This is a genomic window from Methanosarcina baikalica (genome assembly GCF_031461075.1).
Taxonomy (GTDB): Archaea; Halobacteriota; Methanosarcinia; order Methanosarcinales; family Methanosarcinaceae; genus Methanosarcina; species Methanosarcina baikalica.
Genome location: NZ_JAVKPK010000077.1, coordinates 1 through 15,178 on the forward strand (window position 1 = coordinate 1; position 15,178 = coordinate 15,178).

Below are 15,178 nucleotides of genomic sequence, written 5' to 3' on the forward strand. Positions count from 1 at the left end.
ATGTGTCGATGTAACGTGTTTTTTGTAAGAAAATACTGTAGTAATTAGCGGAATTTGTCAAATTCGGGTCATAAAGATAAGTTGTATTTGGATTCGGTTAAGGTTCTAAATATCAAAAAGTGTTCTTTTTTATGCTATATATAGAGGGATTCTGTTGGAAAATCGCTATATATAATATTTGAAGTTGTGCATAAAATTCGCTAACCGATGACAAAAGAGATAAGCTGGAAGCTTTTGACAAGTACTGGGATTTTTATGAGGAACTCTGCGAGTTTGGAATAAATCCCAATTCAGAAGTAGTGAAGCAATTATCTGAAAAGTTCAATCGGTTGTTTTCGATCAAAACAGGATATGAACAGTTGGACGAACGAATCGGTAAGACGAAAGAGAACAGGGAACATTTGTTAAAGGTACTGATTTTACCAGAGATTTTACTACATACCAATGTCGCGGGGTTAGCGGTAAGAGCAAAGGTCATAAAAAGAGACTTGAGCCTTCAAAATATAATAGATGAAGGAACAAACGATACATTTATGATGATTGTTCAAGCAGCAAAGAAACTGAGTGTAAATGCATATGATTACATATTTGAGAGAGTGAGCAAAACATTTGAGGTACCAGCTCTAGCGAAACTGATCTGAGAAAAAAGCTCACAGAGTTGAAAGTTAGAGCTTTCCACTCAATTTGAATAGGATACAGTTCAATGTTAAATTCTCATTTAAAAGTGTCTCTGAGGAACCTACAATCTTGTTTTTAGGATTTTTTCATCCCAAATTCTATATCCTATTAATGAATTATTATCCTCTCGAATACTATACTTAAAACTGGCAGATTGTAAACGCTTTTAAGTTGAAGGCGCTTGCAATTGATCGAATACTATACTTAAAACTGGCAGATTGTAAACACTTTTAAGTTGAAGGCGTTTGCAATTGATTATTGGAGATATACACTGGATGTATTATGACGAAACCGCAGATGCGGTTCTAAAAGCTCTGAACACGTCCGAAGCCGGGCTTAGTTCGGAAGAAGCAGAAAACAGGCTTGAAAAGTACGGGAAAAACGAACTCAAAGAAGAAGAAAAAACGTCTGTAGTGAAGCTTTTTCTCTCTCAGTTCAAGAGTTTTCTGATCGTTATTTTGGTAGTTGCTGCACTGGTTTCTGCCGCTCTCGGAGAGCTTATCGATGCCTTTGTGATAATGTTTACGGTATTTCTTGCAGGCGTACTTGGCTTTGTCCAGGAGTACAGGGCAGAAGAATCGATCAAACTTTTAAAATCACTGACCAGCCCCGAAGCTCTGGTAGTAAGGGACAAAAAAGAAGTAAAAATTCCTTCAGCTCTGCTTGTTCCGGGCGATATCCTGCTTTTGCAGACAGGGGACCGGATTCCTGCTGATGCCAGATTGCTTGAGGTTCTTTCCCTGAAAATTGACGAATCCTCCCTCACAGGAGAATCCGCCCCTGTAGGAAAAAGCACCGACGTTTTCCCTCTCGAAACCCCGGAGCCTGATAGGAAAAATATTGCCTATACCGGGACTGCAGTAGCCTATGGCAGAGGAAAGGCAGTAATTACGGCAACAGGCATGAATAGCGCCTTTGGTAAACTGGCCGGGCTTCTCGGAGAAATCGAAAGGGAGAGAACCCCCCTTCAGGAGAAACTTGACCAGTTCGGGCGCTGGCTCGGGATTGCAACCCTCGTAGTCGTGGCTTTTGTGGCAGTGCTCGGAGTCTTGCAGGGTTTCTCTCCCTTTGAGATGTTTCTCTGGGGTGTTGCTCTTGCTGTAGCGGCAATCCCGGAAGCTCTCCCTGCGGTTGTAACTGTCGGGCTTGCTCTCGGTGTTCGAAGAATGGTGAAGAGACACGCTCTTGTCAGAAAACTGCCCTCTGTGGAAACTCTCGGCTCTACCAACATCATCTGTACAGACAAAACCGGGACACTTACCCAGAACAAGATGACTGTTGAAAAGGTGTATGTAAACAGAGCTGTCTTAAACGTTACAGGCAGAGGGTATGAGCCTGTAGGCGATTTTTTCAGGGGAGACGAGCCTGTTTCCAAAGACGAGCCTGTTTCCAAAGACGAGCCTGTTTCCAAAGACGAGCCTGTTTCCAAAGACGAGCCTGTTTCCAAAGACGAGCCTGTTTCCAAAGACGCGCATCTTCATAAACTGCTGGTTGCCGGGGCCCTTTGTAATGACGCAGGGCTAATCCAGGAAGAAGAAGTGTGGGACATTACAGGCGACCCTACAGAGGGCGCTCTTGTGGTTGCGGCAGCTAAAGCAGGAATCTGGAAAATTGCGCTTGAGGAGAAACACAGACGCACCGGAGAAGTTCCCTTTTCTTCCGAGAGGAAGATGATGACTACCCTGAACAACTCCAAAGACGGGCTGTATGCATATTCCAAAGGAGCTCCGGAAGTTATCCTTGCCTCCTGTACAAAAATCTTCCTTGGAGAGCACGAGGAGCAGTTAACCCCTGAAATAAGGCAGGAAATCCTGGACACCCTACATGAGATGGCAAACCAGACTCTTCGGGTTATGGGATTTGCCTATCGTAAGGTTGCAGAAAATATCCTCCCTGAAGAAGCTGAAAAAGAAATGGTTTTTGCAGGGCTTATGGGTATGCGCGATCCCCCAAGAGAAGAGGTCAAAGTTGCGATTGCCACCTGTGCTGATGCGGGAATCAGGACCGTAATGATTACAGGTGACCACAAAATAACTGCTTTTGCAATTGCAAGGGAACTTGGAATTTTCCGGGAAGGAGACCTTGTCCTTACTGGCATCGAACTCGATGCCCTGGACGACAGGAAATTTGAAGAGATCGTGGAGAAGATTTCAGTCTACGCAAGGGTATATCCTGAACACAAGCTGAAGGTCGTTGAAGCTCTTAAGAAAAAAGGGTATGTGGTTGCAATGACCGGAGACGGGGTAAATGATGCTCCTGCCCTGAAAGCCGCAGATATGGGCATTGCAATGGGCATTACAGGAACGGATGTCAGCAAGGAAGCGTCAAGCATGATCCTGACAGACGACAATTTTGCATCCATTGTGTCGGCAGTCGAAGAGGGCAGAAATATATTGAAGAATATCAAAAACTTCATTGCCTACGGCCTAACCTGCCACATAGGAGTAGTCCTGATTGTCCTTGTCGGGGTGCTTGCCTGGCAAATCCTGCCTGTTATTGCCGTCCAGATCCTCTGGATCAACCTTATCACAGACGGCCTACCTCCAATGGCGCTTTCTCTAGAAGCCCCGGATAAGGGGCTTATGAAGCAGAAACCCAGAAAATCAACAGAAGGGCTTGTTTCAAAAAGAATGATCATAGCAAGCCTTGGGTTAGGATCTTTGATTGCTATCCAGTCTCTCGGAGTCCTTTACTGGTCTCTCAATAACGGGGTATCTCTTCCAAAGATCCAGACTCTGATCTTTACCCTGGTGGTTATTTCCCTGATGTTCAACGCCTTTAACTGGCGTTCGGACAGGAATTCTATATTCTCCCTGGGAATTTTTACCAACAGGTCCCTTATCTATGCTGTATTGAGTACCGTGCTCCTGCAGCTTGCCGCAATCTATGTTCCGATTATGCAGACGGCTTTTCGGACTGTGCCTCTCTCGTTCTCCGACTGGGCAATGATCATTCCGCTGGCTTCGACCACCCTCATAGCCATGGAGATCACGAAATATCTGGAAAAGAGGATTCACAGGTAAAACCAGGGAATAGGGTCTGCTTTTAAGCAAACCCTTTCGACTTTTTGGACAGAACGGGATTATTCGTTGTTAAATCCCTTTTTTGACCTGGAAACTTTATATCCAGGCAACTATTTCCAACTCCACTAAACAGCTCAGTGCCAAAAAACTGTCATCCTGCAAAATAAGAGGATCAGGTCGCTCTACCGATATCACAGAAATACATCATCGGGTTTGCATGTTCCAGGCAATATTCTCCCCAGACAGCACAGGTTTTGCAGAGACATTGTTTGTTGGGATTCAGAACACAGGAAGCAGCACCTGTCGAACAGTAGACTCCTGGAACCTTTTGAAGCTCCGGAGCTTCACCTTCACCTAAACTTTTAGTTTCGTTTCTTAAGTTTCCAATTTTTTCCTGTGTACCTGCACTGTCAGCCTGGACAGGACACTGCGGACACATACACCTTTTGATATTTGATACACTATATGGAACCTCTGCTTCTACGGCTGCACTTTTTTCACTCATTTTACGCCCCCTAAAAAATATTCCTGAAATAGATTCACTTTGTATTTTGGCTTTAGAGAAGAAAAGCCTTTTGAGTTCGGGAGCTTTTTTAATTAAGTTAAAAATAAGGTTCTCTCTTCTGCTTTTGTTATGATCATTTATCTTTTTAGATGTCTTTTTGTTATGGTCAGTATCTACTTATTGGATATTGTAGATTACACATTAAAATTCGATCAAGTAATTTATACGAAGTCTTGATAGATTAAAAATATAAAACAATGTATATAACAAAATGAAGTAGCCAATATTATATAATTAGCCAATATTATATAATATCACTGAGCTTAAATACCAAGGTTTGATATTCTAATTAATAAGGGCCCAAAATAGTTCTCACTCATTATACAAGATATCATACTCAGATCAGTAAATCAGTGGAAGCCTAAAATTCGTATTTTTGATAATTAAGATCAGAGAATAAAAATATTTTATTCGGGTGGTTGTTATGTGGAAATCAAAAAATCGTGTGATTGCATTATTATCTGCCTTTCTGATATTAATGGCAGGTTCTGGCATAGGTTCTGCAGCTGAGATCATAGTGCACAACGGTGAATCACTACAGATGGCAGTTGATAACGCAACAGAAGGCGATACAATAATCATAGAGCCTGGCACTTATAATCAAAATGTCACTATTGAGAAACCTGATATTACAATAATGTCTAAATCTGGAAATCCGGATGATACTATAATTCAAGGCATTGGTATGTACGATGGTAACTTTTACCTTTCAAATGGAGCTTCCGGAACAACCTTCAAAGGCATTACTTTAAAAGGTACAAATGATTCAGGTGGAGTTGTTTGTGACATCTATACGGGGGGCACTATTGAAAATTGTAAAATAATTAATCAAGCTATGGGCATTAGTACTCACATGTACTCCGAGTTTCATGTTGTAAATAATAAATTTATAGATTGTAATGTTGGAGTCGCATGCGGAGAGATGGCTATAATCTATGTAAGTGATAATACGTTTATAGATTGTGGCAAAATGGTTAACACTGACGGGGATCCAGGTCCCCTGAAAGTAGAACTTAAAAATAACACTGAAATAAGCACGAATGAGTCTAACACAACGCCTGTTACATCGGACCCTGTTGGATCTGTTGAACCCATACCAACCCCTATTGTGCCTGCAGAACCTACACCAATAACTAATGAGACTATATCGGAATCTGATAGTGATAGCAGTTCTGGCAGTAGTCATCACAGTTCTAGCAGTGGTGGCGGCGGTGCTGGAGGTTCCCCCGAACCAGCAAAGAACATCCAGGTAAAAGAGATTTCACAGAATTTTATTTCAAATGGAAAAGATGTGACTTTTAATTTTACAAAGAACGCAACCTGTGTTGAATCAATAACATTCAGATCAACTACAACTGCAGGCAAGACCACAACGATTGTTGAGGAACTGAAGAATAAGTCGAGCCTGGTTTCCAAGCTTCCTGAAGGTATTGTTTACAAGTCATTCAATGTATGGGTTGGAAACGGTGGTTATGGTACCTCAAAGAGCATTGAAAATGCATCTGTCAATTTTAAAGTCAATACCTCATGGGTAAACGAGAATAATATAAACAAGTCCTCTATTCTACTGAATAGGTATGATGACAAGAAAAAAGAATGGGTGGAGCTGCCGGTAAATCTGACAAACGAAGATGACCGGTTCCTGCATTTCACAGCAAATGTGCCTGGTTACTCCTCCTTCGCAATAACAGGTACAAAAGGCGAACGCAATGCAATAGCTGCAAAACCTGCTCAAATAGCCACAAGCAGTACTGTAGCCAGTAATACAACTACTATTGCAAATAAGATAGCTGGAGAAAACAAAAAGACTCCTGGATTTGGTATAATTAGTGGCATTGTATGTCTATTCTGTATTTTCTTGTATAGAATTAAGAGAAGATAAAGCATGGTGTGAATTAGATTAAGGTAGTGAGGGTTATTGATCTAATCTGGCAAGTACATTCGCCTTTTAAGGTCAGATTGGAACTACCCTCCTGTTTACTATTTTTCCGTATTAGATCCAATTTCCTTGAATCTATTTCAATCTCATTTAAAATTCTCAGGTAGCTTTTTCACGTTTTCCCTTAAGCATCTTTCAATCTATCTTCGGCAGGTCGATATTAAGAATTGGATATTTTTCATGATAACTTTTTTCAGATATTCTAGAAATTTGTACTATATATGAAACTGGTTAACATGTGACCCAATCTAACTATTTATATAAGTAGCGAACTATTTTTGCAAGAATATTTTTTATGGGAGGCAACGTTTTCCCAAAAACATTCTCAGTAATAATACTCTGAAAAAAACAAGTCACCTGCCGAATGTAGGATTATAATAAAATGTATGATATATAGCTCATCCCAAAACCAATTTTATCTCCAATCGGTAAGAGTTTCAAAAAGAATTTTCATGAACACAACCCTTGATGAATTATCCAGAATACGAGATTCGAGAATCAGTTTTGAGTTATGGGATTAGCTCATAGTTAAGTTATTAAAAACAGGGACATTGAGCAAAAATGAAGATCAATAAACAAAAATTAATAGCCATACTCTTTGTAGCTATCTTAATAGCATTCATACCCCTTGTAGCAGCAGCTCCTGTAGGAACATCCGAATCCGCAGTAGTAGAAGCCGCAAAAAGCTGGATTGGAGTTAAATCCGTGCATGGCAGCAACAACAGATCGGGAATTGATTGCTCTCACTTAGTATTTCAAGTATACAAACAAGCCGGAGCCAAAGACATAGTTTTCCAAACTGTACCTAATATGAAAAAAAATGCGTATTATGTTACTACAACTTCGCCCACTCCGGGAGATGTAATCTTTTGGAAAAAAGACATTACTAAAAACAATAGAAATTACTGGCTTATTAGTCATGTGGGGATATACATAGGGAATGGGCAGTTCATAGATACCTCTTTTGATACAAAAACAGTTGCCACAGAAAGTATTAGTGGTGTGTATGAAGAAGGAATCCCTTATTATGCAAGATGGGATCCTGGTGGAAGCGGTAATAATGACGAAGCAAACCTGCCAGTTGCTGCATTCTCTATATCCCCTACCTCTGGAAAAGCACCATTGAATGTAGCATTTACTGACAAAAGTACAGGTGCAACTTCCTGGTCCTGGAACTTTGGAGACGGAAGTACTTCAACAGAGAAGAACCCGACGCATACTTATTCAGAAGCGGGAAACTATGCCATTGTCCTGACCGTAAACAACGAAAAGGGCTCGAGCTCGAACACTCTAAATGTAATTGTCCAGGGAGAACCGGTTCAAGAAAACATTCTTCCTGTAGCGGACTTTGGTGCAAATACTACCAGTGGCTCTGCTCCCCTTTCTGTGCAATTCACAGATATATCGCAAAACGCAAACGGATGGAACTGGAACTTTGGAGACGGAAGTATTTCAGTAGAGAAGAACCCGAAGCATACTTACTCTGAAGCAGGAAACTATGCCGTTGTCCTGACCGTAATCAATGAAAAGGGCTCGAACTCAAAAACTCTAAATGTAATTGTCCAGGGAGAACCGGTTCAAGAAAACATTCTTCCTGTAGCGGACTTTGATGCAAATACCACCAGTGGCTCTGCCCCTTTTTCTGTGCAGTTTAGAGACCTCTCGCAAAATGCAAATGGATGGAGCTGGAACTTTGGAGACGGAGCTAATTCACCCGAGCAAAATCCAACGCATAATTATTCCTCAGCAGGAAACTATAATGTTAACCTGACCGTAAACAATGAAAATGGTTCGAGCTCGAAAACTCTAGACATAAATGTGGATGGAGGAACGAGTCAAGAAAACATTTTTCCTGTAGCGGACTTTGATGCAAATACCACCAGTGGCTCTGCTCCTCTTTATGTGCAATTTACAGATTTATCGCAAAATGCAAATGAATGGAAATGGGACTTTGGAGACGGCGCTAATTCAACCGAGCAAAATCCAATGCATAATTATTCCGCAGCAGGAACCTATAATGTTAACCTGACAGTAAGCAATGAAAACGAAACTGCCTCAAAAATTGATACAATAAACGTACTGGAAGAGAGCAGTTCCAGCGACAGTGACGACAGTAGCGACAGCAGTAGTAGTGGAGGCCATAGCCACAAGAGCGGCAGTAGCAGTGGTGGTGGCGGTGCTGGCGGATCTCCTGAACCAGCAAAGAACGTCCAGGTAAAAGAGATTTCACAGATCTTTATTTCCAATGGAAAGGATGTGACTTTTAATTTTACAAAGAACGCAACCTGTGTTGAATCAATAACATTCAGATCAACTACAACTGCAGGCAAGACCACAACGATTATTGAGGAACTGAAGAATAAGTCGAGCCTGGTTTCCAAGCTTCCTGAAGGTATTGTTTACAAGTCATTCAATGTATGGGTTGGAAACGGTGGTTATGGTACCTCAAAGAGCATTGAAAATGCATCTGTCAATTTTAAAGTCAATACCTCATGGGTAAACGAGAATAATATAAACAAGTCCTCTATTCTACTGAATAGGTATGATGACAAGAAAAAAGAATGGGTGGAGTTGCCGGTAAATCTGACAAGTGAAGATGACCGGTTCCTGCATTTCACAGCAAATGTGCCTGGTTACTCCTCCTTCGCAATAACAGGTACAAAAGGTGAACCCAATGCAATAGCTGCAAAACCTGCTCAAATAGCCACAAGCAGTACTGTAGCCAGTAATACAAGCACTATTGCAAATACAAGCACTATTGCAAGTAAAATAGCTGAAGAAAACAAAAAGGCTCCGGGATTTGGCATAATCAGTGGCATTGTATGTCTATTCTGTATTTTCTTATATAGAATTAAGAGAAGATAAAGCAGTGTGAATTAGATTCAGTAGTGAGGGTTATCGATCTAATCTGGCAAGTACATTCGCCTTTTATGGCCAGATTGGAACTACCCTCCTGTTTACTATTTTTCCGTATTAGATCCAATTTCCTTGAATCTATTTCAATCTCATTTAAAATTCTCAGGTAGCTTTTTACGTTTTTCCTTAAGCATCTTTCAACTTATATTCGGCAATATAGGGTTTACCAGGTTCTATACCATAATGATGTTAATACCTTGGAAACCATCTGTAAGCCGAGAATCATTTGTCCATTTGCCAGAATGTCAGCACACCAATTATGCCCGGATTCTATACCTTTTAATTTGAGCGTGTCAGCCTGCTTTCGCTCATCTTACTTTACAATTTTTGCGATGGTTCACTTTAAGTTCTTTGTAGTATTCTTTCCTAACCAATTATCACGGTAAAGATCCATGATTTCCTGATATTGTCCTGTAAGCTCTTTGCACGATCGATTTTTTGACAAATTCTCACCTGTAGAAATTCTCTTTAAAAAAACTATTCAAATACAAATGCTCCTGTAATCATATATATAACAAAAAACAATATGTATGAACATTATGACCCCTACACACAGGGAAAATTCCACCTGCCCGGAATTTATCGTAGGCATCGAACCTCCACTCAACAGGACGGAAAAAGCGCTCTGGTTCATCTTCCGAGGCCGCGAGATTCTACTCAAGCTTCATAAAAACCCTGGAGCAATTCCCAAATTGCTGGACTTTGGAGAGCTTGGGCTTTCCGGAGTCAGGGAACAGTATCTCGGAACTCTTGAGGAAATACACTGCTATTCTGTGGAACTTCCTGAAGATACCAGGGCGCCAGAGGGGATGGAATTTGCGGATCTCAGGCAGGCGCACTCGGATATGAGCGAAGGGTGCTTTGCGCTTGTGAATAAAGCAGTCCAGATTATGGAATGGGACAGGACAAACCAGTTTTGCAGCAGATGCGGGACAAAGACCCTGCAAAAACCCGGAGAAAGGGGAAAGGAATGTCCTGCCTGTGGAGAGCTGTTCTATCCGAGGATCTCACCCGCAGTAATCGTGCTTATCAGAAAAGGCCATGAGGTTTTACTTGCAAGGTCGCCTAATTTTCCTTCCGGCATGTACAGCTTGATAGCCGGTTTCGTAGAGCCTGGAGAGTCAGCCGAAGCTGCAGTCAGCAGGGAGGTTAAGGAAGAAGTGGGAATTGAGGTTAAAAATATTGCCTATTTCGGGACACAAGCCTGGCCGTTTCCGAATTCTCTTATGATCGGGTTTACAGCGGAGTACAGTTCAGGAGATATCCGGCCCGATGGGTTCGAAATTGGGGATGCACAATGGTTTTCGGTAGAAAACCTGCCTGATCTGCCTGGAAAAATCAGCATATCAAGAAAGCTGATTGACCATTTCCTTAGAGAAGAAGGGCTGGAAATTTAAAGCCAGGTTGATAATTCAATTCAGAATTTTATTCTTCCCGCTGCAACCTTTTTTAATTCTTTTTATCATTCTCAATATCATTCTCAGGATGTTCATCGGACTTGCCATATGCCCGGTCTTTTTCATTCCATAACCTGAGTTCATAGATACTGTATCAATGGTGGTGTTATATCGTAATGTAGATTGTATTGAACGAAGGCGTAAATATGGGAAACAGATACCAGACAATAGATTTTGAAACCTGGAAAAGAAAAGGGTATTGTCAAATATATAGAAATGCAGTGCAGCCTCAATATTGTGTGAGTTTTGAACTTAATGTGACGAATTTTAAAAAGCACGTTAAAGAAAATAACTGGTCATTTACGAGGGGCAGTTCTCAGAAAACCTGAGATATTGAAGAGAATAGCAAAGAATATTCAAGCTCTACAATTTTTCCAATTTTGCTAGTGTCGAGTCAACAGCAAAATGTCGTATAAAATCAATTGCAATTATTCAGAATCGTTAAATCTTTGAGGATTGACGCGACACTAGTTTTTTTAGACGGTTATAAATCACAGAAGCAAATAAGAACCGCAATGAATTGAAAAAAAAGATTAGTGGTGTTGAATTAGCGCTATTTTGACTCCATTTGGGTCTTCTAAGAAGGCAAGGGTCCCAACTATTATTGGTATGGGTTCCATGGTGATTCTGGCACCTTTAGATTTGAGTTCTTTCACTGTGGTGTTTATGTCTTCAACATCCATTCCCACCGAAAACAGGCCAGTTTCATTCTCTGTATTTTTTATGAGCTCTATCATAGCATCCCCTTCCCCTTTCAATAATGTGATTGTTGCTCCAGGTTGGGGATTGTGTTGGCTATCTATTTCAAATCCCAGAACTTCTGTGTAAAATTTAATTGACTCATCCATATCCTCAACTATGATGGTAGCGTATTTAACTTTCATATTATCACCATATAAATACTGTTTATCATTATTTATTAATGTTGAATTTGGTAATTTTTTATCAACGAGTCTATCCCAAAAGCCATTTTTACTCCCATATTGGAACCCTACTTTGACAGATTTTACTAATTATTATAGTATTTTCATACAAAAAACATGTTGTATTGACACATCACAGTTTAGTAAAATTTCAAATATCAAAAATCAATAAACACATGATATAAATTTTAATTGTATGCAGAAAACAGAAGCATGAAGCCCATTTATACATTATAAAATGTATGCTCCTGTCAAAGTAGGGTTGGAAGGTACCCAAAACTATTTTCCTAATCAGTAGTTCGATTGTTCCTTTCAAAACAAGATTCAAAAAAGTAGTTTTTGGGTTTTGGGATCAGCTCATTATCTAATGATAGATGAGTGAGCCTTGCAGTGTTATGCGGTATATTGGATGTGGTGGCGCCCAAACAAACCGGAAACGGCTCTTGCATGAAGCGGCACACTATTACAAACGGAACCTTTGGAAGAATAATGAATGCTGGGTAATCACATCATCAAAATAGGCAAAAGTATAAAGGGAGAGTTCACTGTTATAAGCGATTACTAACTTTTAAGCAGTAAATTAATCTTAACTTTTCTGAAGTTGTGCTTATAGCTCTTAATTGTTTTTAATATGTCTTAAATATATGAATATGAAAAAGCAATTAAATAGCTTTTTCAGAAAAATCACGGAAAGTCTAACTATGAATAATTTTAAAAAACTAGGTCTCAGTAATGCTGTTTTGAAATCAATAGATGAACATGGCTTTGAAAGCCCTACAGCAGTACAGGAAAAATCAATTCCCCTAATACTTGCTGGGGAAGATGTTATAGCCGGAGCCGCAACAGGTTCCGGAAAAACACTCGCATTTGCTTCCGGCATATTGCAAAATTCCGAAAAAGGAAAAGGAATTCAGGCTTTGATCCTGACCCCTACAAGAGAACTGGCGGAGCAGGTGGCAAATTCTTTCAGGAAATTCTCAAAATACGACCCGTTAAATATCGCATCTATCTATGGCGGTGTAGGGATCAATCCACAAATTAAAGAATTAAAGAATGCCGAGGTTGTTGTGGGAACACCCGGTAGGCTACTTGATCATATCAGCAGAAATACCATCAAATTCAATAATGTGAAAACCCTTGTCCTTGATGAGGCAGACCATATGTTTGATATGGGATTCAAAGTGGATGTAGAAAAAATTATCAAGGAATGTCCTCAAAACAGGCAGACCCTTTTGTTCTCTGCGACCATTACAAAAGATATTGTCCGGCTTTCCCGCAAGTACATGGAAAACCCGGTTCGAGTATCAGTAGAGTCTTATATCGACCCGCAAAAATTGAATCAGGTCGTTTATAAAGTACAAGATGACATGAAATTATCTCTGCTCGTGTACCTTCTACAAAATGAGAAGTCAAACCTCGGGATGGTTTTCTGCAACACAAAAAGAAACACTGACAAAGTCGCAAAAAACCTGAGAAAATCAGGTATCAATGCCGTGGCAATTCATGGAGGATTGACACAGAACGAACGAACTCGCATAATGGAAAAATTCCATTCCGGGAATATATGCGTCCTTGTATGCACAGATGTAGCCGGAAGAGGACTTGATATACAGGGTGTTTCCCATGTTTACAATTATGATATTCCCAGGGAGAGTAAACAGTATATTCACAGGATTGGAAGAACTGCACGAGCAGGAGCAGAAGGAAAAGCGATAAATATCCTTTCCAAAAATGACCATGCTAATTTCATGAGTGTGCTGAAAGACAATGATGTGGATATTAAGGAACAGGCACTACCTGCTCTGAAGAAGATTGTAATTGAAAGACCGGAAATAAGGTTGCCAAAGCCGGTAAATAGGATGAACAACCCCTCCAGAAAAGGTCATAAACCCAGGCACAAAAACTATTAGACACCGTTCGTCTGTGCATTGCATTATAACTAACCATTGATCAATTGGCATCGACAGGAGCAATGGACTGCTCCTGCAAAACCCAGGCACGAGAATAAGAACGACGGCCAGTTCGTGCCACTACGATGTCAAAATGCACCCTTCCGATGCCTTCGGACCAATGGGCAGAGGTCGTTGACTGCGGGGTGGGAGATTTATGCTAAAATCAAATTGCGTGCGGCCACCCCAACCTGAACAGGCTGCCCGGTAATTACCTCCAGTAATAACTGAATTCCTTCTTCTCCAACTTAAAAGCCTTAAATGCCTTTTTTACCATCTTTTTATCCTGAAATAGAATTGTCGGACACCTGTAAAGAATATAATATCCAGACATCCTAGGGTGATGATCTTGATGCATTTATGGCATTGGAACTCTATGATGGTAGCTTGAGGGGTATTTCAGGAAAATTCAATGAGGACGAGGTTTTTAAAATAGAAATGAGGAGCTGGAGGATTTTGAAAAGCAATTTCCCTACAAAGAGAAGCATGTTACAGCCATTCAATTAAAACTATGAATTAAGAAGGAATACCCTGAATTAATTTGGCATGAAAGTACTTGAAAGAACTTTCATATTTTTGTGCCTGTAATTCGAAGAGTTCCATGTTCGTTTTTTGAGAAATTTATGGCAATTATTAAAGAAACTGAATTATTTAAAGTAGTAAATGTACCCATACAGGATACGGTTGAGAAGTTTGTACAATTGGCAACCGTAACGGCAGAAAATCAAAAAGAACATTTTACAGGAAATATGGACGCAATAGTAAATATATCTTCCTTTTTTAGACAATTGCTGAGTATCTAAGACGATAAAAAGAAATAATTGAAAAAAAATCGCTAAAAATTTTGGATTATTCAAGAAGAGTGAAAGGGACTGCCGAGGAAAAGGTAAGAAACCTCGGATATGATGTTGGAAACAGCAGCTTGCGGTTGTTATCCCATGGAGTGGACGCCCAATAGTGAAAAAATTGGGGTGTCATGGTGTTATAAATGGATTCCGTTTTTCAGTTAGTATATATACGCTCGGAAAGTATTCATATGTTTTAATTGACTAATCAGTTATTTTTCTAGCTGTCTAAGAGGCTGTCTTAAAATTCAAACCATTTCTACAATTGGATAAGGAGCAACGTTAATTTTAAATTCAGATCGCAAATTTTCCGAAATTCAGGTACACACTGAAACTTAAGATAGTACTTTATCCCACGGGGCTTACGCACTCTATATACAAAATAAAATGCAATAGCCATCATTGATTAAAATTACACTTTAGACATTTAGCGGCTTAATTAGACATTTAGCGGCTTAATGATACTGTTTTTCATTTCAAGCGTGAAAGTCCTATCACAATTATAGAACCAAATTTAATTTTAAGACACGCTCTAAGAGTATAGTCACAGAATGAACTAAGAATCTCTATGTCAAAGCTGTTGATTGATCCGTCATTTTGTCTGTCTGTCTCAGAACTGCCGACGTGTGTCTAGATAACTATAGAGTAAGCAAGCAAATTTTTCATTTTGAGCCAAAAAAGAGTATGAGTATAAATGTTTGCTCGGTGGTGTTGTTTGTCTCAAAGATTGATGTTACCATTGTTACCAAAAAAGTTCCTATGCGAGTTACATATATATCACATGGATTTGCCGTAGGTTCTACAAAAAATCCTAGACCTGCATTAATAATTAACTTTACCGTAAAAAGTACCATTTTTGAAAGTTAACAATGTGAAGTATATA

Annotated in this window: 11 protein-coding genes; 9 read left to right on the forward strand and 2 right to left on the reverse strand. The window is 39.9% G+C overall.

The features are described from left to right. Positions 1 to 359 precede the first annotated feature (359 nt). Together RG963_RS14345 and RG963_RS14350 are read left to right on the forward strand one after the other, a co-directional pair. Positions 360 to 641, forward strand: coding sequence for a hypothetical protein (locus tag RG963_RS14345; RefSeq protein WP_310576967.1), 282 nt, complete (start codon positions 360 to 362; stop codon positions 639 to 641). 312 nt (positions 642 to 953) lie between these two features. Then, on the forward strand, positions 954 to 3,701 hold the full coding sequence (locus RG963_RS14350) for a cation-translocating P-type ATPase (protein WP_310576968.1): 2,748 nt from the start codon (positions 954 to 956) through the stop codon (positions 3,699 to 3,701). A 172-nt stretch (positions 3,702 to 3,873) separates the two neighbouring features. Here the strand turns inward: RG963_RS14350 and RG963_RS14355 are convergent, their stop codons facing one another. Next, positions 3,874 to 4,206 (reverse strand): DUF2769 domain-containing protein, encoded by a 333-nt coding sequence (locus RG963_RS14355; RefSeq protein ID WP_310576969.1) that lies wholly within the window; start codon positions 4,204 to 4,206, stop codon positions 3,874 to 3,876. A gap of 484 nt (positions 4,207 to 4,690) precedes the next feature. Between RG963_RS14355 and RG963_RS14360 the strand changes: the two genes are divergently transcribed. The 4 genes from RG963_RS14360 (at position 4,691) to RG963_RS14375 (ending at position 10,907) form a co-directional block, all read left to right on the forward strand. Continuing rightward, the gene (locus RG963_RS14360; protein WP_310576970.1) at positions 4,691 to 6,148 is read left to right on the forward strand and encodes a PGF-pre-PGF domain-containing protein; all 1,458 of its coding nucleotides are present in this window, start codon (positions 4,691 to 4,693) and stop codon (positions 6,146 to 6,148) included. Positions 6,149 to 6,766: 618 nt separating this feature from the next. Next, entirely contained in the window at positions 6,767 to 9,070 is a 2,304-nt protein-coding gene (locus RG963_RS14365; RefSeq protein ID WP_310576971.1) for a PKD domain-containing protein, read from the forward strand. Between the two features lie 581 nt (positions 9,071 to 9,651). After that, a complete protein-coding gene (nudC, locus tag RG963_RS14370) occupies positions 9,652 to 10,518 on the forward strand; it encodes an NAD(+) diphosphatase (RefSeq protein WP_310576972.1) in 867 nt (288 codons plus the stop codon). 206 nt (positions 10,519 to 10,724) lie between these two features. Further along, on the forward strand, positions 10,725 to 10,907 hold the full coding sequence (locus RG963_RS14375) for a CatA-like O-acetyltransferase (RefSeq protein ID WP_310576973.1): 183 nt from the start codon (positions 10,725 to 10,727) through the stop codon (positions 10,905 to 10,907). A gap of 204 nt (positions 10,908 to 11,111) precedes the next feature. Here RG963_RS14375 and RG963_RS14380 read toward each other — a convergent pair whose 3' ends face one another. After that, positions 11,112 to 11,462 (reverse strand): VOC family protein, encoded by a 351-nt coding sequence (locus tag RG963_RS14380; RefSeq protein ID WP_310576974.1) that lies wholly within the window; start codon positions 11,460 to 11,462, stop codon positions 11,112 to 11,114. Between the two features lie 779 nt (positions 11,463 to 12,241). Here RG963_RS14380 and RG963_RS14385 point away from each other — a divergent pair. The 3 genes from RG963_RS14385 to RG963_RS14395 all read left to right on the forward strand — a co-directional run bounded on the left by RG963_RS14385 (position 12,242) and on the right by RG963_RS14395 (position 14,253). Beyond that, positions 12,242 to 13,411, forward strand: coding sequence for a DEAD/DEAH box helicase (locus tag RG963_RS14385; protein WP_310576975.1), 1,170 nt, complete (start codon positions 12,242 to 12,244; stop codon positions 13,409 to 13,411). Between the two features lie 399 nt (positions 13,412 to 13,810). Then, positions 13,811 to 13,957 (forward strand): hypothetical protein, encoded by a 147-nt coding sequence (locus tag RG963_RS14390; protein WP_310576976.1) that lies wholly within the window; start codon positions 13,811 to 13,813, stop codon positions 13,955 to 13,957. A gap of 116 nt (positions 13,958 to 14,073) precedes the next feature. Continuing rightward, positions 14,074 to 14,253, forward strand: coding sequence for a hypothetical protein (locus RG963_RS14395; protein WP_310576977.1), 180 nt, complete (start codon positions 14,074 to 14,076; stop codon positions 14,251 to 14,253). Positions 14,254 to 15,178 lie beyond the last annotated feature (925 nt).